Raw genomic sequence first — 20,585 nt, 5'->3', positions numbered from 1 at the left:
GTGAAGGGGTCCTTCACAGCGCTCAGCGCCGTCAAGGCCCCCTTCACGGCATCGCACTCCACAATGGACTTAGCCGGGGAAGACCGGTAGCGTGAGGTGGCTGGGGTGGGCGGGGTCGTGGAAGATCTCGAAGCGGCAGGGTTTCCCGGCCACCGCCGAGACGATCGGCTCGCCGGTGCCGTGATTGCGGGCGAACCGGGGGAAGGCCCCGCCCGCGACCTGGACCCGGAGCCGGTGGCCGCGCCGGAACCGGTAGGCGGTGGGCTCGAGCTCGATCGACGCCCGCACCACACCGTCCACATCGGACTCCGGGACACCGGGGCGGAGCCGGAGGATGCCCTCGGTGACGTTGAGCGAAACACCGCGACTGTCCACATCGCACAGTCGCACGTAGACATCGGCGTGGCCGAGGTCGGTGCGCACGTGGATCGTCGCGGACACCTCGCCGATCAGATCGAGATCGGCCGCCAGCGGAGCGCCGGTGAACACGAGCACGTCCGACCGCGCTTCGACGGCCTGGTTGTCCCGCTGTTTGCTCTTCCCCGACAGCAGCGGCCCGCCGACCGACGGCGTCGGATCGGCCGGGTCGTAGGTGAACGTCGCGGGCACCGACTCGCCCGGCACGTCCTCGCCGAGTCCGCCGACGGGCTGGAGGTGGAGTGGTTTCGCGGTGGTTTCCGCCGGCGGCCACTGGTCGAAGTCGAGCCAGCGCCCGGCGCCCTGCAGGTAAATGCGCACCGGGGACCGCCGCAACTCGGCGCGGTCGCCGTGCAGGTGCGCCCGGAGCCACGAAATCTGGTCGAGGATCAGCACTTTGAGCATCCCCGGCTCGCCGTGCGCCCACGGCCCGATGGTGATCCGCGGGTTCCGGCCCGCCGCGGCCAGCGTGCGGAAATCGCGCAGCTGCTCGGCGAGGAACAGGTCGTACCAGCCGGTCACCATGCTCACCGGCGTCCGCAGCCCGGCCACCTCCGCGCGGTGGTCGGCCTTGGCCCAGAACGGATCGCCCGGTTCGGCGTGCGCGGTGACGTCCTGCAGGAACCGCACCGGTTTCCCGATCGCGGCGACGTCGGCGGCGGCGAGCGGCAGGGTCGTCATCGCACGCCGGGTCCGCCGTGCCTGGAACGGGTTGGGCAGCGCGGCGAAGCGGCTTTCCTGCCGTCCGATCAGCGCCGACCACGACACCATGTCGTCGGCGGCGAGCACGCCGCCCGGGTAAAAGGCCGAGACGAATTCGGATGCGGTGACCCCGAGGCACATCGCCTCCAGCGGCGGGTCGAGATAGGGCGCGAGCGCCCACTGCGTGTACCCGAGGTAGCTGGCGCCCGCCATGGCCAGCCTGCCGTCACACCACGGCTGCTCGCGCAGCCACCGCGCCGTGGCGAGGCCGTCCTCCTTCTCCGTGTGGAACGGGCGGAACTCGCCCCCGGAGCCGAAGGTGCCGCGCGTGCTCTGCAGGACGACCTGCAGCCCGTGCCGGGCCAGGGTCTCGCCGAAGAGCTTCCCGATCAGCACGCCCCTGCCGTAGGGGGTGCGGATCAGCACGACCGGCGCCGACGTGGTCCCGGCGGGCGCGTAGCGATCGGCCAGCAGCCGGACGCCGTCGGGCATCGGGATCGACAGCCCCCTGGTCACCACCGGCGGCGGGCCCTCGGCAGCGGGCAGGCCCAGCAGTCGGTCGACAACTCGCTCCAGCACGGATCCGCCTTTCGCCGGGTGATCGCTTCCCCACCCGACGCTACCCGCGGAAGCCGTCCGCGGGCCGCCGTTCACTTCGCGCGATCAGGCGGGCGCGGGCGGCACCAGCCTCGCGACGGTCTCCGGGCGCAGCAGCCGGGCCAGTTCGTCCGCGGGCAGCAGTCCCTTTTCGACGACCAGCTCGGCCACGCCCCGCCCGGAAGCCAGTGCCTCCTTGGCGATCTCGGTCGCCGCCGCGTACCCGATGCTCGGGTTGAGCGCGGTCACCAGCCCGATCGAGTTGTCGACATATCCCCGCATGACGCCGACGTTGGCGGTGATGCCCTCGACGCAGCGCCGCGCCAGCACGAGGCAGCCCGACCGCAGATGCGTGATGCTCTCCGACAACGCGTGCAGGATGATCGGCTCGAACGCGTTGAGCTGCAGCTGACCGGCTTCGGCGGCCATGGTCACCGTGACGTCGTTGCCGATGACCTCGAACGCGATCTGGTTGACCACCTCGGGGATCACCGGGTTGATCTTGCCCGGCATGATCGACGACCCGGCCTGCACCGGCGGCAGATTGATCTCGTTCAGCCCGGCGCGCGGGCCCGAGGACAGCAGCCGGAGATCGTTGCAGCCCTTGGAAAGCTTCACCGCGATCCGCTTGAGCACCCCGGACAGGTGCACGAACGCGCCGCAGTCCTGCGTCGCCTCCACCAGATCCGCCGAGGTCACCAGCGGCAGCCCGGTGATCTCGCGCAGGTGACGGCACGCGGCCCCGGCGTACCCCGGCGCCGCGTTGAGCCCGGTGCCGATCGCGGTCGCGCCGAGGTTGATCTCGTGCAGCAGGGCGACGGCCTCGGTCAGCCGCAGCCGGTCCTCGCCGAGCATCACCGCGTAGGTCCCGAATTCCTGGCCCAGCGTCATCGGCACCGCGTCCTGCAACTGCGTGCGGCCCATTTTGAGCAGGTCGCGGAACTCGGCGGCCTTCGCCGCGTACGCCCGCTCCAGCACGATCATCGCCTCGGAAAGCTCGCGTACCGCGATGATCGTCGCGAGCCGCACCGCGCTCGGGTAGGCGTCGTTGGTGGACTGGCCGAGGTTGACGTGTTCGTTCGGGTGCAGCCGGGCGTAGTCGCCCTTCTCGTGCCCGAGCAGTTCGAGCGCGCGGTTGGCGATCACCTCGTTGGCGTTCATGTTCGTCGACGTACCGGCGCCGCCCTGGACGACGTCGACGACGAATTCGTCGTGCAGCGCACCGGCCCGGATCTCCTTGCAGGCGGCGCAGATCGCCTCGGCGTCCTCGGGCGACAGCAGTCCCAGTTCGGCATTCGCGCGGGCCGCGGCCTCCTTCACCGCGGCCAGTGCCTCGATCAGGTGCGGATACGCCGAGATCGCGGTGCCCGTGATCGGGAAGTTCTCCCTGGCCCGCGCGGTGTGCACGCCCCAGTACGCCCCGGCCGGAACTTCCTTGTCCCCCAGCAGATCGTGCTCGACACGGTAGGTCATGATTCTCCCCCTATGCGGCGCCGGCCGGCTGCCGCGCCAGTGCCCCGGCGACACGCAGGCCGTCGGGTCCGTCCGTCCCCGCGAACGGTTCGAGTGCCGCACTGTCCACACCGGACAGTGCGAGCGCGGCGGCCAGCACCGGCGGCCGGGCCCGGTCGGCGCCGTCGGCGATCTTGATCGCCACCGCCGTCCCGTCCGGCAGCGCCGCGACCTGAACGGACTCGAAACCGTCCTTCGCGATCAGCCCCGGCACCGCGCGCATCAACGCCGTGACGTCCCGCCGCGACCCGCCCACCAGCTCAGGGTGCGCCCGGATGCCGTGCGCGACAAGGGCTTCCGGGGTGCCCGATGGGGCGGTGGCGATCCGCGAAAGCGCGGTCGCCAGTCCTCGCAGCGTCATCGCGAACAGCGGCGCGCCGCAGCCGTCGACGCTCACGTGCGGGATCGGCGCGCCGGTCAGGTCCTCGACGCTGGTGGCGATCGCCAGTTGCAGCGGATGGCCGGGGTCGAGGTAGTCGTGCTCGGTCCAGCCGTACTTGCGGCAGGTCGCGAGCATCGCCGCGTGCTTGCCCGAGCAGTTGTGCGCGAGCCTGCCCGGCACGCGCCCGGCGGCCACCCACTCGTCCCGCTCGACCGGGTCGAACGGGTAGTCCTCCGGGGTACGCAACGCTTCCGGGGTGAGGCCGTGTGCCGCCAGGATCGCGCGCGCGGCGTCGAGGTGGATGCCTTCGCCGGAGTGACTGGCCGCGGCGATCGCGAACCCGGCGGGCGGCAGGCGCAGCCCGAGCCGCGCCATCGCCGCCGCCTGCAGCGGTTTCGCCGTCGAGCGCGGGTACATCACGGCGTCGGGATCGCCCGCGGCGAACAACGTCGAGCCGTCCGCGGCGAGCACCACGACCGAACCGTGGTGGACGCCTTCGACCATGCCGCCGCGCATCAGGTGCACGAGCGGTTCGTGCGCGGGAACCGCGGTTCTCACAGCTTCTCCTCCGCGGCTTCCAGCACGCTCATGTCGATCCGCTTGCGCACGCAGAACCAGCCGATGACCAGCGCGACGAGGATCGCGGGCAGCGCCATCAGCGTGATCCGGCCGGTCTCGTCGAGGCCCATCAGCACCACGACCGCCGCCAGGAACACCAGCGTGACGATCTCGGTGTAGGGCGAGAACGGCAGCCGGTACGACGGCCGCGTCACTTCGCCGCGTTTCGCCTTGCGCACGAACAGAAGATGGCTCAGCACGATGATGGCCCAGGTGCCGAGGATGCCGACCGCGGCGAAGTTCAGCACGATCTCGAACGCGTCCTTCGGCACCAGGTAGTTCAGTCCGACGCCGAGCACGCACACCGCGGCGGTGAGCAGGATCCCGCCGTAGGGGACCTGGTTCCTGTTCATCACGCCGGTGAACTTCGGCGCCGAACCCGCCTTCGACATCGACCGCAGGATCCGGCCGGTGGAGTAGAGGCCGGAGTTGAGGCTGGACATGGCGGCGGTGAGCACGACCAGGTTCATGATGCTGCCCGCCGACGGCACACCCAGATGCGCGAGCACGGTGACGAACGGGCTTTCGTTCTTGCTGTACGAGCTCCACGGCATCAGCATCGCCAGCAGCACGACCGAACCGACGTAGAAGACCGCGATGCGCCACATGATGGAGTTGATCGCCTTCGGCATGATCTTCTGCGGGTTCTCCGTCTCACCCGCCGCGACACCGACCAGCTCGCACGAGGCGTAGGCGAACACGACGCCCTGGACGATCAGCACCATCGGCAGGATCCCGGCGGGGAAGATCCCGCCGTGGTCGGCGATCAGCTGCGGTCCGGGGGCGTGGCCGTCGATCGGGGTCTGCGTCACCAGCAGCACGATGCCGACGATCATGAACGCCACCAGCGCGGCGACCTTGATGATGGCGAACCAGAACTCCATCTCGCCGAACAGCTTCACCGACACCAGGTTCAGCGTCAGCACGACCGCGAGCGCGATCAGCGCGAGCACCCACTGCGGGATCGGCGTGAAGAACGACCAGAAGTGCGCGTAGAGCGCGATCGCGGTGATGTCGGCGATGCCGGTGGTCGACCAGTTCAGGAAGTGCATCCAGCCGGCGACGTACGCGCCCTTCTCGCCCATGAACTCCCGCGCGTAGGAGACGAACGCGCCCGAGGACGGCCGGTACAGGATGAGCTCGCCGAGCGAACGCACCACGAAGAAGGCGAACAGCCCGCACACCGCGTACACGATGGCCAGTGCCGGGCCCGCCTGCGCCAGCCTGCCGCCCGCGCCGAGGAACAGGCCCGTCCCGATCGCGCCGCCGATGGCGATCATGTTGATGTGCCGGGACTTCAGCGATTTGCTGTAGCCCGCGTCGCCGGCGTCGACCGGCGCCGGGGCGGCCTGTTCGGTGGTTTGGAGGGTCTCGCTCACGGTGTCAGTCGTCCTTGTCCGGGGTTTTCGCGTGGCTCGGCCGCACGATGGTGGTCAGGGCGTTTTCGACGTGCTGCAGATGCGCGGTCATCGCGGCCACGGCCGCTTCCTCCGAACCGGCGGCGATCGCCGTGACGATCCGGCGGTGCTCGACGTTCGACTGCGCGCGCCGTCCGCCGAGCTGGTTGAGGAACGACGACTGGCGGGCCAGCGCGTCGCGGATCTCCTCGATGACCTTGCCGAACACCGGGTTCCCCGATGCCTGCGCGATAGTGATGTGGAACAGCGAGTCGAGCGCCACCCAGGCGGTGTTGTCGGTCTCCGCGTCCATGCGGGAGACCAGGTGGCCGAGCAGGTCGAGATCGTCGGAGCCGCGGCGCAGCGCGGCGTACCCGGCGACCGGGATCTCCACGTGGCGGCGCACCTCGAACAGGTCGCGGGCCGAGTACGGCCCGAAGGTCGGGTTCTCCACCGGCCCGTTCGCGGTCACGAACGTGCCCTTGCCGGTGTGCGACATCGTCAGCCCGAGCGCCTGCAACCCGCGCAGTGCCTCCCGGATCACCGAGCGGCTGACCTCGAATTCCTTGCCGAGGCTGGCCTCCGAGGGGAGCTTGTCGCCGACCGCGTAGTCTCCCCGCTCGATGGCACGCCGGAGATGGGCCAGGACGGCTTCCATGGCGCTCACCCGACGCGGACCCTGTCCGGCTGTCTGGCTGTCAGACAGGTTCATGGGCGAGATCGTCGGGTTCGACCGTCTACATTGTCAAGACGACGGCTGGCCGCTCGGCGGGGGCCCGCGTCGGACGGGGCGCTGACCTGCGGTGATCATCGGGAATGTGGGTCAGTTCACGGCCGCGGTGAGGCTCGAAAGCCACTCCGCGAGGTCGGCGTCGACGGTGCTTTCGCCGAACTGGAAGCCGTGCCGGGCGCCGGGATAACGCCGTAGTTCGGTGCGGACGCCGGCATCGCGGGCGCGTCCGGCGAACGCGGTGACGTCGTCGAGCAGGACCTCGTCGGTGCCCACCGCGAGCCACAGCGGCGGCAGGTTTTCCAGCGGCAGGTGCGCGGGGGAGTGCGGCCCGGCCGGGTCGAGTTCGCCGAGGTAGGCCCGGACGGACTCGGCGAGCACGGCCCGGCCGATGATGTCCTTGCTTTCGTTGGTGGTGAAGGACATGCCGGGCAGTGTCAGGTCGGCGACCGGTGAGATCGCCGCGACGCCGAGCGGCACGCGGCCGCCGTCGAGCAGCCGGGGCAGCGCGGACAACACGATCGTGCCGCCCGCCGACTCGCCCAGGAGCGCGAACGGACCGTCGATTTCCCGGCACGCGGCGAGGACGTCCTCGATCTGCGCGGGACAGCGGTGTTCCGGCGCGAGCCGGTAAGCGACCGGGACGACCCGGAGCCCGGACGCGGCCAGCGCGTGGGCCCTGGCCGCGCCGAGTTCCGGGTCGTACGAGGTGAATCCGCCGCCGTGCGCGTACACGACGGTGAGGGGCGCGGTCATGCGCGGGTCAGCGCGACGACCGGGAACGGGCGGCCGGTCTTCGCCTGGTGCTCGGTCAGCCTGCCGAACACGGCCGCCTGCGCGACGAACAGCCGGTCGCGCTCCTCACCGGTGATTTCGGCGGCCCGCGCGGGGAACGTCTCGCCGCCGGCCTCGACGGTGACCTCCGGGTTCGCGCGCAGGTTCCGGTACCAGTCCGGGTGTTCCGGGGCGCCGCCGTTGGCCGCGAACACCACCTGACGCTCCCCGTCGGGCAGGTACAGCAGCGGCGTCAGATGCGGCTGACCGCTGCGTGCACCCGTGGTGGTGAGCAGCAGCATCGGCGGCCCGTCAGCCTGCCCGCCACGCGCGCGGAAGCCGGCGATCACACGCTCGTTCATGGCTCGCAGGTCGATCTTCATCAGTCTCCTTCGCTCGAACTTCAACGGTGTTGAAGTCTGCCGTGCGCACCTCCCCGCGTCAACGTGATTTCCTCCGGCGGCGTGTGCTGAAGGGGGGGTTGGTGGGCGGGGGGGGGGGGGGAAGGACCGAGACGACAAGACCCTGAGAGTGAAGAACCGCGCGCCCCCGACAACACGGGGAGGCTCGGCCGCGACCGTTGAGCCGTGTTTGTGAGCGGCTTGTAGCGCTGCTCTCCCGCCCTCGTCGCCAGCTCGAACCCCCCCCCCCCCTTCAGCAAATCCCGTGAGACGAACGTCCCCTTCAGCCCATGACAACGGGACAGGACGCCGCCGGTGCGTTGACCCCGATCCGGCCGCGTCGGTAGCGTTACCGACCGTCAGGCTGACAACGATGTCAAAGGACGGTCATGACGAACCGGATCCTGCGCGCGTTCCTCACCACGCTCGGCGCCGCGACACTCGCGGCCACCACGATCACCCCGGCGCAAGCCGCCGTCGCGCTGGTCGCCGATCCGGTGTCCTATGTGGACCCGATGATCGGCACCACCAACGCGGGCAACGTGTATCCCGGTGCCACGAAGCCGTTCGGGATGATCGCCTGGAGCCCGGCCACGACCAAGGGCAACCAGGCGGGCAGCGGCGCGGCGGGCGGATACCAGTACGACGTCACGCGGCTGCGCGGGTTCAGCCTGACCCACCTGAACGGCACCGGCTGCACGCCCGGCGCGTCCGGGGACGTGCCGGTCATGCCGTACCCCGGCGAAATCCGGACGTCTCCCTCGGCCGACAGCAAGGACGAGATCTTCGCCAGCGACTTCTCCCACGCCGACGAGACCGCCGAACCCGGCCACTACCGCGTAGGCCTGGCCAACGGCACGAGCGCCGACCTCGCCGTCACCGATCGCGCCGGGCTCGGCCGCTTCACCTTCCCGAAGGGCAAGCCGGCGAACCTGCTGTTCCGCACGTCGAATTCCTTGCCCGGCAGCAAGAACGCCGACATCCGCATCGACGCCGAACACGGCCGGATCACCGGATCGGTCGACTCCGGCGGCTTCTGCGGACGCACCGAGGGCGGCGCCGAGAACCAGCGCTCCTACTACACGCTCTATTTCAGCGTCCAGTTCGACAAGCCGGTCGTCGGCCAGGGCACGTGGGTCGACGGCACACTGCGTCCCGGCACGAGCCGGGCAAGCGGCGGCGAGGGCTTCACCGACGCGGCGCGGCCGGGCCACGGCTCGGGCGGCTACGTCACCTTCGACCCGGCGAAGGGACCGGTCACCGCGAGGATCGGGATTTCCTATGTCAGCGCGGCTAACGCGCAGCGCAACGCCGACGCCGAGATCCCGGCCGGCACCTCCTTCGACGCCGTCCGCGGCGCCGCCCGGCGCGCGTGGCAGGGCGAGCTGTCCCGGATCGTCCTCGGCGGCGGCACGCATTCCCAGCTCACGACCTTCTACACCGCGCTCTACCACGCACTCCAGCAGCCGAGCCTGTTCGACGACGTCACCGGCGAATACCTCGGCAGCGACGGCAAAGTCCACCGGCTCGTGAACGGGCAGCGGGCGCAGTACGGCACGTTCTCCGGCTGGGACGTCTATCGCGCGCAGGTCCAGCTGCTCGCGTTCCTCGACCCGCGCCGTGCGAGCGACTACGCCCAGTCGCTGTACAACTTCGCCGGGCAGAACGGCGGCGAATGGGACCGCTGGCTGCACAACAACGGCCCCACCCACGTGATGAGCGGCGACCCGTCGGCGCCCGCGCTCGCCGGGATGTATGCCTTCGGTGCCAAGGACTTCGACGTGCGCGGTGCCTTCGACTCGCTCGTCAGGGCGGCCACCGTGCCCACCGCGAACGACACACGTGACGCGGGTTGTCCCGTGCAGTGCGTCGGCCAGCGGCCTGGCCTCGGCGAGTATCTGCGCCTGCACTACGCGCCGGACAACGCCTGCCACTGCTGGGGTTCGGCGGCCGAAACACTCGAAGACTCCGTCGCCGACTACGCGCTGTCCGACTGGGCCGCCCGCCTCGGCCGCGCTCCGGAACAGGCGAACTTCCTGGCCCGCTCGGCGTACTGGCGGAACCTGATCAACCCGAAAGCGACCGCCGCGGGCCCGTACCTCCAGGCGCGCCGCGCGGACGGCAGCTGGGTGACGCCGTTCGACCCGGCCTCGGACGCCGGGTTCGTCGAGGGCAGCAGCGCGCAGTACACCTGGATGGCCTCGCACGACGTCCGCGGCCTCGTCGCCGGACTCGGCGGGGACAAGGCCACCCTCGCCCGCCTCGACGGATTCTTCCGTGACAGCGTGGGAAAGTGGGCACTCACCGGCATCGACGACCTGCACTACAACCCGGGCAACGAACCGGACATCAACGCGCCATGGCTGTACGACTATCTCGGCCGTCCGTGGCAGACGCAGGAAACGGTCCGCCAGATCGTGAACACCGTGTACGGCCCCGGCACCGGCGGCCTGCCCGGCAACGACGACCTCGGCACCATGTCGTCCTGGTACGTCTTCGCCGCGCTCGGCATGTTCCCGCAGATCCCGAGCCGCGCGGACCTCGTGCTGGCGAGCCCGTTGTTCCCGAGGGCGATCGTGCACCGCGGCAACGGCGCCACGATCACCGTCGAGGCACCCCGCGCGTCGGCCGGCACGTTCTACGTCCAGGGCGTGCGGGTCAATGGCTCGCCGACGCAGCGGCCGTGGGTGTCGGAGGCGTTCGTGGCGAACGGCGGCACGATCACCTACGACCTGGGCACCCGGCCCAACACCGGCTGGGGGACCGCGCCCGCCGACGCGCCGCCGCAGGCACCGTTGTCCTGACTGTCGGTGTGATGGGGCACACTACGGGGAATGAGCCCCCGCAGCCGTGGCCGTAAACCCAAAAAACAGAAGAAGAACACCAAGGCGCAGCGTTTCCCGCTCACCGTCGTGCCTCCCGCCGGGGAATGCGACTGCCCGGAGTGCACCGGCGAGGACTTCGACCCGGAGAGCCTGATCAAGGGCATGGCCGCGGTCGGCGAGGACATCCGCGCGGAGGAGGACCCGCTCCACGCGGAGGTGACGGGAGCACTCGTCGTGGCCAACAGCCAGTTCGGCGGTGGCACTGTGGAGCTGTTCCTCGACGGCCTCCTGCCGGCGATCGAAGCCGAGGCGTCTCCCGGGGCGTTGGCGCTTCTGCTGGCGGCCGGCTCGGTCGGCGACGGCAGCCTGGGCGCAGCCGCGTCGGCGGCCGCCGCCCGGCTCGTGGGCGCGGGGGTGCCGGAGCCCCGATGGGCGGCCGAACTCGCCGAGCCCGTGACGGTTTCCGGATGCAAGCGGCTCGGCGACACCCTCGGCCTTGCCGCGGTGCTCCTCGGCATCTTCCAGCGTGGTGACCGGTCACACGGCTTGGTGATCCATGTGGACAATGCGGACTGCGGCGCCGCCAGGGACATCCTGGTCCTCGAAAGCCAGGACGTGCCCGGCATGGTCGACAGCATGCGTGAGGATTGCGGCGCGGCAGGGCTCGAGTTCGTCGAGGAGGATCTCGAGCCCGCCGAGTTCCGGAGGCAGGTCGAGATCGCGCTGGACGCGCGGGAAGTCCACGACGGGGACCCGCTGGCCCAGCTCATGCTGGCCGAGGCACTGGAAGAGGACGAGGGGCCCGCCTATCCCGCGAACGCCATGCTGACGCGGGCCAGGCTTCGCGGTCTTCCGGAATCGGACAAGCCCAAGCCGCCGCATCCCGCCGACTGTGGTGACAGCGCGTCGTACCTGACGTCCAGGCCGCCTCTCGATCTCGGCCGGGTGGGGACGGCGGAGCTGCCGCCGAAGCGGAAGAAGTCCGACCCGCCCGCGCCGGTGTATCAGCTCAAGGTGAGCCTGAAGGGCGCGAAACCGCCGATCTGGCGGCGTCTGGAAGTGCGTGCCGACACCACGCTTTCCGTGCTGCACGAGATCCTCCAGGTCGCCTTCGAGTGGGAGCACAGTCACCCGCACGTGTTTCAGACCCCGTACGGCGACTTCGGGATTCCCAACCCGGAACTGGACTTCCGCGACGAAAGCGCGGTCACCCTCGAACAGGCCGCACCCGGGGCGAAGAGCAAGTTCCGCTACCTCTACGACTTCGGTGACCACTGGGAGCACGAGATCCTCGTCGAGAAGGTGCTGGACGCCGACCCGGCGGCGGACTACCCGCGCTGCACCGGCGGCAAGCGCGCCGCCCCGCCGGAGGACTGCGGCGGGATCGGCGGCTACGAGCACCTCGCCGCGACCCTCGCCGACCCGGACGATCCGGACCACGAGTCGCAGCTGGACTGGATGGGTCTCTGCGACGGCGACGAGTTCGAGCCCGAGCATTTCAGCGCCGGCGAGGTGAACGAGGAACTCGGCGAGTTCGGGCTGGTCACACGGTCTTGATCACCCCGCCGTCGACGAGGTAGTCGGTGCCGGTGATGTTCGCCGCGTGCGGTGAGGCCAGGAACGCGACGAGCGCGGCGGTCTCCTCGGGCTCGGCGAGCCGTCCGGTGGTGATGCCCATCCGCCCCGGCAGTTCGGCGAGGAACGTGTCGAGGTCGAGCCCGGCCTCCCGCGCGAGGTCGCCGGCCATGCTCGAGGGATCCGACCAGTTCTGGGTGCGGGTCGGGCCGGGGCTCACGGTCACCGCGCGGACGCCGTGACGGCCGAGCTCCTCGGCGAGTGCCTTGCTGACGTTGGTCAGCGCGGCCTTGGCGGCGCCGTACTCAATCGGGGGATGCGCGAACCGGGCGCCGATCGACGACATCGTGATGATCACACCCCGGCGTTCGACGACGCTCGGCAGGACGGCGCGGGTGACCCGGACCGCGCTGAACAGGTTCAGCTCGAACGTCTCCTGCCAGGCGTCGTCGTCGATGTCGGCGAACCGCTCGTCGTGCCCGATCCCGGAGCGGACCCCGCCGAGGTTGTTGACCAGGATGTCGACGCCGCCTAGCACGTCGAGGGCTCGGGCGCCCAGCGTCCGCGCGCCCTCGCGGGTCGCGAGGTCGGCGGTCACGGCCGTGACGTCCGGGGCGAGCGCGGCCAGCTCGGGCGTGACGGTGCGCGCGGCCGCGACCACGCGCATGCCCTCGGCGGCCAGCGTGCGGACGATGGCGAGCCCGATGCCCTTGCTGCCGCCGGTGACCACCGCGGTCTTCCCGGCCAGGTGCAGGTCCATGATCTCTCCCACTTTCTTGAACTAGAGTTACAAAACTAGGGCGTGCTGAACGACTCCCGGAAGGGAGCCGGTCAGAGAGCGCGAAGCGCCGTTTCGGCGAGGCCGCCGAGCCGCTGGGGATCGGGGTCGGCCTTGGCCAGCACGCGGATCCCGTTGATGGTCGCGAGCAGGAAGGCCGCGAGTGCGCCGGCGTCGAGGTCCGCCGCGATCTCCCCGGCTCGCTGGCCCTCCTTGATCGTGTCGCGGAAGGCCCGCTCCTGCTCGTCGAAGATGCGGCGTACCAGCATGTTCACCGTGTCGTCCCGGTCGGCGAACTCGACGGCGGCGTTGGCGGCGAGGCAGCCGCGGCGCTGATCGTCGGCGAGCGCGGCGTCGACAACCAGCCGCAGCGCTGCCCGGATCCGGGCGCGGGCCGGGCCGGGGGCGTCGAGTGCTTCGAGCAGCCGGGCCGTCTCGGTCTTCCGGTAGTGCCGCAGCGCGCGCTCGTAGAGGCCGTGCTTGCTCTCGAACGCGTTGTAGAGACTGCCGCGCCCGATCCCGAGCGCGTCGACCAGTTGCTGGGGCGTGGTCCCGGCGTACCCGTTCGTCCAGAACACGTCCATCGCCTGGTGTACGGCGGTGTCCGGGTCGAAGGTCTTGGGACGGGCCATGGAGAGCAAGCTAGCCGATACTGGAACTGCAAGTCAAATATTTCCCGGCGGTCCGGGTCCGCATGTCGGATGGGCAACGAGGCCCGCGAGGCGCAGAATGAGGCCCTGCGCGGGCGCTCGGGCGAGGGCATAGGGTGGAGGGCCCGAGCCGCCGCAGATCGCCGGGACCCGTCCGTCTTAGGGGAGGTTTTCGCTGGTGTCGAACGATTCTTTCGTCCACCTGCATGTCCACACCGAGTATTCGATGCTCGATGGTGCGGCGAAGATCGCTCCGTTGTTCGCGGAGGCGGCGCGGTTGGAGATGCCCGCGGTGGGGATGACCGATCACGGGAACATGTATGGCGGGGACGAGTTCTATCAGCAGGCTAAGAAGCACGGCATCAAGCCGATCATCGGCATCGAGGCCTATATCGCGCCGGAGTCGCGGTTTCACAAGAAGCCGGTGTTCTGGGGTCAGGCGAATCAGCGTGGGTCGGATGAGTTCGGTGAGGGCGGTGACGTCTCGGGTGGTGGTGCGTATACGCATATGACGATGCTGGCGCGGAACGCGACGGGGTTGCGGAACCTGTTCAAGCTGTCGTCGCTGGCGTCGATGCAGGGGTATTACCGGAAGCCGCGGATGGATCGTGAGCTGATCTCGGAGAATCATGAGGGGATCGTCGCGACGACGGGGTGCCCGTCGGGTGAGGTGCAGACCCGGTTGCGGCTGGGGCAGCGGCAGGAGGCGATCCAGGCGGCGTCGGATTACAAGGACATCTTCGGCGCGGACAATTTCTTCCTGGAGCTGATGGATCACGGTCTGCCGATCGAGCGGTCGGTGCGTGAGGGGCTGCTGGAGGTGGGCCGGTTGCTGGATCTCAAGCCGCTGGCCACCAACGACTCGCACTACGTGACCAAGGATCAGGCGGACACGCACTCGGCGCTGCTGTGTGTGCAGGCGGGCAAGACGCTGAATGATCCGACGCGGTTCAAGTTCGACGGGGACGGTTACTACCTGAAGTCCGCGGCGGAGATGCGGGAGTACTGGGACAAGGAGGTGCCCGGTGCCGCCGACTCGACTCTGCTGATCGCCGAGAGCGTCGAATCCTATGAAGAGGTCTACGCCCACAAGGACCGCCTGCCGTTCTTCGAGGTCCCCGACGGCTACGACCAGGCCAGCTGGCTGCGTGCCGAGGTCGAGCGGGGCCTGAAGTGGCGCTTCCCGCAGGGCGTGCCGGACCCGTACTACAACGAGCGCATCGAGACCGAGCTCGACGTCATCATCGGCAAGGGCTTCCCCGCGTACTTCCTCATCGTCGCCGACCTCATCAACTACGCGCGCCGGGTGGGCATCCGGGTCGGTCCCGGCCGTGGTTCGGCCGCCGGTTCGCTGGTCGCGTACGTGCTCGGTATCACCAACCTGGACCCGATCCCGCAGAAGCTGCTGTTCGAGCGGTTCCTCAACCCCGAGCGCGTCTCGATGCCCGATATCGACATCGACTTCGACGACCGCCGGCGCGGCGAGATGATCCGGTACGCCACCGACAAGTACGGCGTCGACAAGGTCGCCCAGGTCATCACGTTCGGCACGATTAAGACGAAGGCGGCGATCAAGGACTCCGCCCGCGTCCACTTCGGACAGCCCGGCTACTCGATCGCGGACAAGATCTCCAAGGCGCTGCCGCCGCCGATCATGGCCAAGGACATCCCGCTGTCCGGCATCGTCGACTCCAAGCACGAGCGCTACGGCGAAGCCGCCGAGGTCCGTGCGCTGGTCGAGACCGACGAAGAGTGCAAGACGATCTTCGAGACCGCCCGCGGCCTCGAAGGCCTGATCCGCAACGCCGGCGTGCACGCCTGCGCGGTCATCATGTCCAGCGAGCCGCTGACCAACGCGATCCCGCTGTGGCAGCGCGACGACGGTTCGATCATCACCGGCTGGGACTACCCGTCGTGCGAGGCCATCGGCCTGCTGAAGATGGACTTCCTCGGCCTGCGGAACCTCACCGTCATCGGTGACGCCATCGACAACATCAAGGCCAACCGCGGTATCGACGTCGACCTCGACACCCTCGACGTCACCGACGAGGAAACCTACAAACTGCTGTCCCGCGGTGACACGCTCGGCGTGTTCCAGCTGGACGGCGGGCCCATGCGGGACCTGCTGCGGCGCATGCAGCCGACCCAGTTCGACGACATCGTCGCGGTCGGCGCGCTGTACCGCCCCGGCCCGATGGGCATGAACGCGCACAACGACTACGCCGACCGCAAGAACGGACGGCAGAAGGTCAAGCCCATCCACCCCGAGCTCGACGAGCCCCTGCGGGAGATCCTGGCCGACACCTACGGCCTGATCGTCTACCAGGAGCAGATCATGCACATCGGCCAGAAGGTGGCCGGGTACTCGATGGGCCGTGCGGACGTGCTCCGCCGCGCGATGGGCAAGAAGAAGCAGGAAGTCCTCGAGAAGGAGTTCGAGGGCTTCGAGGCCGGGATGAAGGCGAGCGAGCTGGTCCCCGGCGGGTTCTCCTCCGAGGCCATCAAGGCGCTGTGGGACACGATCCTCCCGTTCGCCGGGTACGCGTTCAACAAGAGCCACGCGGCCGCGTACGGCCTGATCTCGTATTGGACCGCGTACCTCAAGGCGAATTTCACCGCGGAGTACATGGCGGCGTTGCTGACGTCGGTGGGGGACAACAAGGACAAGTCGGCGGTGTATCTGTCGGAGTGCCGCCGGCTGGGGATCAAGGTGCTGCCGCCGGATGTCAACGAGTCGGCCCTGCGGTTCGCGGCCGTCGGGGACGACATCCGGTTCGGGCTGGGTGCCGTCCGCAACGTGGGCGCGAACGTGGTCGAGTCGATCATCAAGACCCGCGAGGAGAAGGGGAAGTACTCCTCCTTCACCGACTTCCTGGACAAATCGGAGCTGGTGGCCTGCAACAAGCGGGTCATCGAGTCGCTGATCAAGGCGGGCGGGTTCGACTCGATGGGCCACACCCGCCTGTCGATGATCCAGGTCCACGAAGACGCCGTCGAAGCCGTCGTCCCCCTCAAACGCCAGGAAGCCATGGGCCAGTTCGACCTCTTCGGGTCGTTCGGGGACGAGTCGGCCGAGGACACCGCGAGCGTGTCGTCCTCGTCGCCGCTGGCGCACCTGAAGTTCGGCGAGGAGGAGTACCCGCGCAAGCAGCTGCTCGCCTACGAGCGGGAGATGCTCGGGCTCTACGTCTCCGCACATCCGCTCGACGGCGCCGAGCGCATCCTGCGCAAGCACGCGCCGAGGCCGATCGCGGCCCTGCTCGCCGACCCGCCGAAGGAAGGCGAGGTGGTGATCTCCGGGCTGATCACCTCGCTGGAGCGCCGGGTCAACAAGAAGGGCGAGCCTTGGGCCATCTGCACGGTCGAGGACATGGACGCCTCGATCGAGGTGCTCTACTTCCCCAAGTCGTACGCGTTGTTCGCCGCCGACCTGATCGAGGACAACGCCGTCCTGGTCAAGGGCAGGGTGAACTGGCGCGAGGACAAGATGTCGGTGTTCGGCGGCGGCCTGGCGACCCTCGACCTGTCCGACATCGCCAACGGCGAGGACGAGCCACCGCTGGTCCTGCTCGCGGCGGCCGAGAAGATCGACCAGTCGGTGGTCAGCGAGCTGAAGTCGACCTTGCTGGCGCACAAGGGCGAAACCCCGGTGCACCTCAAGCTCGTCGGGCAGAAGCAGCAGACGGTGTTCGCGCTCTACGACTACCCGGTCAAGGTCACCTCGATGCTCATCGGTGAGCTGAAGGGGATCCGCGGGATCACCGCGAACAGCTGATGGCGGAGGCTTACGAACCCGATCCGCGACGGTGGAAAGGGCTTGCCGTCACCCTCGCGGCCGGGTTCATGGGCCTGCTCGACGTCAGCATCGTCAACACCGCGCTGCCCTCGATCCAGCGGAACCTGCACGCCTCCAATGGCGCCATCCAGTGGGTGGTCTCCGGTTACGCGCTGACGTTCGGGCTCGTCCTGGTCTCCGGCGGACGGCTCGGCGACGCGCTCGGCCGTCGCCGGATGTTCCTGTTCGCGCTGGCCGCGTTCGTGGCGACCAGCGCGTTCGCCGGGGCGGCGCCCGACGAGACGACGCTGATCGTCGCCCGGCTGTTGCAGGGTTGCGCCGCGGGCATGCTGACCCCGCAGAACAGCGGCATGATCCAGGACCTGTTCCGCGGCGCCGAACGCGGCCGCGCGTTCGGAATGTTCGGCGCGGTGGTCGGGATCTCGACGGCGGTGGGCCCGGTGCTCGGCGGCGTCATCCTCGCGGTCTTCGGCGATCCGGACGGCTGGCGCTGGGTGTTCTACGTCAACGTGCCGATCGGCGTCGTCGCGTTCGGGGCCGCGTTGCGGCTGCTGCCCAAGACGCCGCCACGCAAGGTGCGGCTGCGCACCGAGATCGACGTCGTCGGCATCCTGCTGCTCGCCGTGGCCGTGCTCGGCGTGCTGCTGCCCCTGGTGGAATCCGAGCAGGGTGGGTTGTCCCGGCTGTGGTGGCTGTTCGGTGTCGCGGTGGTGTTCGGCTTCGCGTTCGTCCGCTGGGAACGCACGATGGTCCGCCTCGGCCGGCCGCCGCTGCTCGACATCCGGCTGTTCACCGGCACTCCCGGCTACGCGCCGGGCGCCGCGGTCGGCACCCTCTACTTCTGCGGGTTCGCCGGGATCTGGCTCGTGTTCGCGATGTTCTTCCAGAAGGGGCTCGGCTACACGCCGCTGCAGTCCGGGCTGGCGGTGACGCCGTTCGCGCTCGGTTCGGCGGTGGCCGCCGCCGTGGCGGGAAGGCTGGTCCCGCGCTGGGGACGGCGGCTGACGGTCACCGGACTGACAATGGTCGCGCTCGGCCTGCTCGTCGTGGCGCTGCTCGCCGGGCTGGTACCCGCGTCGGCGGCCGGGATCGCGTTCATCGCGCCACTGCTGTTCGCCGGGGTCGGCGGCGGCATGGTGATCTCGCCGAACACGACGCTGACGCTGGAATGCGTGCCGCCGAGCATGGCGGGCGCGGCCGGGGGAGCGTTGCAGACCGGCCAGCGGATCGGCACCGCGATCGGCACGGCGGTGCTCGCGTCGGTCTTCGAATCCGTGGCAGGGGCGGCGCCGGGCCGGTTCCCGCTCGCGCTGTCCGTCGCGATGTGCTGCGCGGCCGTCGTCACGTGTGCCGCGCTCGTCCTCGCCATCCTCGAACTGCGGACGCGCCGGGCCAGGGCGGTGCTCACCCAAGGTGACAAGGATCGTCGCGACGCGGAAACCTCCGCCGCGGACATCCAGCGCGGCTGAACCGTTCGTGTCCGTACCTCAGCGTGCCTAAACTACTCAGGGCATAAACATACTGCTCCATCCGGGTGACAGCGTCGCGGAACCACTGGCGCTACTCAGAGCAACCGGGTAGACCTAACGGGGCCTTCAGTGCGCCACTTTGATTACCTACAGTGGCAGCCCGATCGGCCTCCTGGGGATGGGGTGACCGGTCTGGGCGACGGGGTGTTCGGGGTGCGAGGGGAATGGACACTGCTGTCACCTTCGGAGAAAGCGCGTCGGCGTCCGCGGGGGACCGTCCGGCGCCAGCTCGGAGGAGCCATCTCGGGTATCGGTGAGCGCGAAGGCATTGGAGCGGGCCCGGGTGAGGGGGAACCGGGCCCGCTCACCTTTTCCCGGTGTCGCGTTCGCTCCGGCGCCCCGGACGTGCTGGGATGGCGGTGTTCGTGATCATGCCGAGCACAGGGAGCGCCGATGTCGGAGGAGTCCGCGCGACCGGGTAACCGGATCAGGGTGTGGTACCGGCCCATGCGGTCGCGGGACAGCGACGAGCACCATCGCGTCGCCACCCCGCTGGAGCTGCTGTTCGACCTCTGTTTCGTGGTCGCGGTCGGCCAGGCGGGCGCGCAGCTGCACCACGCGTTCACCGAGGGACACTTCGGGCACGGGGTACTGAGCTTCGCGCTCGTGTTCTTCGGGATCTGGTGGGCCTGGCTGAACTTCAGCTGGTTCGCGTCGGCGTTCGACACCGACGACGTGCCCTACCGCATCACGACCCTGGTGCAGATCGGCGGCGGCCTGACCGTCGCGGCCGGCGTGGAGAGCGCCTTCGACGGCGACTTCCGGGTGATGGTCATCGGCTACGTGGTCATGCGGCTGGCGCTGGTCACCCAATGGCTGCGGGCCGCCCGGTCCTCGCCCGAGCTCCGGGTCACGGCCCTGTGGTACGCCGCCGGGATCACGATCTGCCAGGTCCTGTGGGTCGTGCGCCTCGCGCTGCCCGACGCGATCGCGTTCCCGGCGTTCTTCGTCATCGTGCTGGCGGAACTGGCCGTGCCGATGCTGGCCGAGAGCCGGGCCGGGACCACGTGGCACCCGCATCACATCGCCGAGCGGTACGGCCTGTTCACCCTGATCGTGCTCGGCGAGACGGTGCTCAGCGCGACGAACGCGATCCGGGAGGGGATCAAGGAGGGGCACGTCGGGAACCTGGTGGGGCTGGCCGTCGCCGGGCTGGTCCTGGTGTTCTCGTTGTGGTGGCTGTACTTCGACCAGCCGGGACACCGCAGGCTGAGCGGGAACCCCGGCATGCTGACGACGATGAGCTGGGGCTACGGCCACTATCTGATCTTCGCCTCGGCGGCCGCGGTCGGCACCGGTCTCGAGGTCGCCGTCGACTACGACACCCATCAGACGCATATCGCCGGACTCGCCGCCGCGCTGGTGACCACCGTGCCGGTCGCGCTGTTCCTGCTCAGCGTCTGGCTGCTGCACATCGGGCCGACCAACGAATGCCGCCCGATCGCCATCGGCTTCCCGGTGGCGGCGGTGCTCGTCCTCGCGGCGTCGTTCACGCCGGCGCCGATCCACGTGACCGCGGTGCTGGCGGCCGCGCTCGTGGCCCTCACCGTCGTGGCGACCCACGGCGAGCCCGAATCGTGACATCGACGCAGGTCAGAGCGTTGGCGCGGCTTTAAGGGACCCCCCTGTTCAGGCCCCTCCGGAGGCGTGTAAAGTTCTTCAAGTCGCCAGGGAGACCGGGCGGCCACCGGGGCCACGAACCAAGCTCCCACGCAAGTGGTAGAGTGGGTGGTCCCAAACCGGAGAGCACATCCAAACCCTTGAGAAGCGCGAGTTTCGCGGGGTACACGGTGCGCCCTCGGGACACAAAGCTTGATGAATATCGCTTGAAGCAATTCAGTGTGTTGCTTGAGAACTCAACAGTGTGCTAGTGAACTAAGCCAGTAGAGCTTATTGTTTGAA

The 20,585-nt window shown here is 69.4% G+C and carries 14 protein-coding genes; 5 read left to right on the top strand and 9 right to left on the bottom strand.

From position 1 onward, the window contains the following. Positions 1-69: 69 nt before the first annotated feature. The 7 genes from ACFWX1_RS44490 to ACFWX1_RS44460 form a co-directional block, all read right to left on the bottom strand. Positions 70-1,698 (bottom strand): CocE/NonD family hydrolase, encoded by a 1,629-nt coding sequence (locus ACFWX1_RS44490; protein WP_378395962.1) that lies wholly within the window; start codon positions 1,696-1,698, stop codon positions 70-72. An 84-nt stretch (positions 1,699-1,782) separates the two neighbouring features. Next, positions 1,783-3,189 carry an aspartate ammonia-lyase gene (locus ACFWX1_RS44485; protein ID WP_378395959.1) on the bottom strand — a complete coding sequence of 469 codons (1,407 nt, stop codon included), beginning with the start codon at positions 3,187-3,189 and terminating at the stop codon, positions 1,783-1,785. A 10-nt stretch (positions 3,190-3,199) separates the two neighbouring features. Beyond that, the gene (locus tag ACFWX1_RS44480) at positions 3,200-4,126 is read right to left on the bottom strand and encodes an asparaginase (RefSeq protein ID WP_378395965.1); all 927 of its coding nucleotides are present in this window, start codon (positions 4,124-4,126) and stop codon (positions 3,200-3,202) included. Between the two features lie 38 nt (positions 4,127-4,164). Continuing rightward, entirely contained in the window at positions 4,165-5,508 is a 1,344-nt protein-coding gene (locus ACFWX1_RS44475) for an amino acid permease (RefSeq protein WP_378395964.1), read from the bottom strand. 103 nt (positions 5,509-5,611) lie between these two features. After that, positions 5,612-6,283, bottom strand: coding sequence for a FadR/GntR family transcriptional regulator (locus tag ACFWX1_RS44470; protein ID WP_378395963.1), 672 nt, complete (start codon positions 6,281-6,283; stop codon positions 5,612-5,614). A 165-nt stretch (positions 6,284-6,448) separates the two neighbouring features. Then, on the bottom strand, positions 6,449-7,111 hold the full coding sequence (locus tag ACFWX1_RS44465; RefSeq protein ID WP_378395957.1) for an alpha/beta hydrolase fold domain-containing protein: 663 nt from the start codon (positions 7,109-7,111) through the stop codon (positions 6,449-6,451). Then, on the bottom strand, positions 7,108-7,512 hold the full coding sequence (locus ACFWX1_RS44460; RefSeq protein WP_378395956.1) for a nitroreductase/quinone reductase family protein: 405 nt from the start codon (positions 7,510-7,512) through the stop codon (positions 7,108-7,110). The genes ACFWX1_RS44465 and ACFWX1_RS44460 overlap by 4 nt, the downstream gene beginning before the upstream one ends. A gap of 407 nt (positions 7,513-7,919) precedes the next feature. On the opposite strand from ACFWX1_RS44460, the gene ACFWX1_RS44455 reads away from it, so the two are divergent. Continuing rightward, on the top strand, positions 7,920-10,334 hold the full coding sequence (locus ACFWX1_RS44455) for a GH92 family glycosyl hydrolase (RefSeq protein ID WP_378395955.1): 2,415 nt from the start codon (positions 7,920-7,922) through the stop codon (positions 10,332-10,334). 30 nt (positions 10,335-10,364) lie between these two features. Next, positions 10,365-11,912, top strand: a complete 1,548-nt coding sequence (locus ACFWX1_RS44450) for a plasmid pRiA4b ORF-3 family protein (protein WP_378395954.1) — start codon at positions 10,365-10,367, stop codon at positions 11,910-11,912. Here the strand turns inward: ACFWX1_RS44450 and ACFWX1_RS44445 are convergent. Next, positions 11,899-12,690 carry an oxidoreductase gene (locus ACFWX1_RS44445; protein ID WP_378395953.1) on the bottom strand — a complete coding sequence of 264 codons (792 nt, stop codon included), beginning with the start codon at positions 12,688-12,690 and terminating at the stop codon, positions 11,899-11,901. The two genes, ACFWX1_RS44450 and ACFWX1_RS44445, sit on opposite strands and share 14 nt — an antisense overlap. 71 nt (positions 12,691-12,761) lie before the next feature. Further along, positions 12,762-13,340: a TetR/AcrR family transcriptional regulator gene (locus tag ACFWX1_RS44440; RefSeq protein WP_378395952.1), complete on the bottom strand. Its 579-nt coding sequence runs from the start codon at positions 13,338-13,340 to the stop codon at positions 12,762-12,764. A gap of 196 nt (positions 13,341-13,536) precedes the next feature. Between ACFWX1_RS44440 and dnaE the strand changes: the two genes are divergently transcribed. The 3 genes from dnaE (at position 13,537) to ACFWX1_RS44425 (ending at position 20,264) form a co-directional block, all read left to right on the top strand. Further along, positions 13,537-17,133 (top strand): DNA polymerase III subunit alpha, encoded by a 3,597-nt coding sequence (dnaE, locus tag ACFWX1_RS44435; protein WP_378395951.1) that lies wholly within the window; start codon positions 13,537-13,539, stop codon positions 17,131-17,133. Further along, the gene (locus ACFWX1_RS44430; protein ID WP_378395950.1) at positions 17,133-18,623 is read left to right on the top strand and encodes an MFS transporter; all 1,491 of its coding nucleotides are present in this window, start codon (positions 17,133-17,135) and stop codon (positions 18,621-18,623) included. The genes dnaE and ACFWX1_RS44430 overlap by 1 nt, the downstream gene beginning before the upstream one ends. Before the next feature lie 453 nt (positions 18,624-19,076). Beyond that, positions 19,077-20,264, top strand: coding sequence for a low temperature requirement protein A (locus ACFWX1_RS44425; RefSeq protein WP_378395949.1), 1,188 nt, complete (start codon positions 19,077-19,079; stop codon positions 20,262-20,264). Positions 20,265-20,585 lie beyond the last annotated feature (321 nt).

It is taken from the genome of Amycolatopsis sp. NPDC059021 (genome assembly GCF_042739895.1).
Classification (GTDB): Bacteria; Actinomycetota; Actinomycetes; order Mycobacteriales; family Pseudonocardiaceae; genus Amycolatopsis.
Note: the sequence above shows the minus strand (reverse complement) of the source record. Positions and strands in the feature narration are given on the sequence as shown.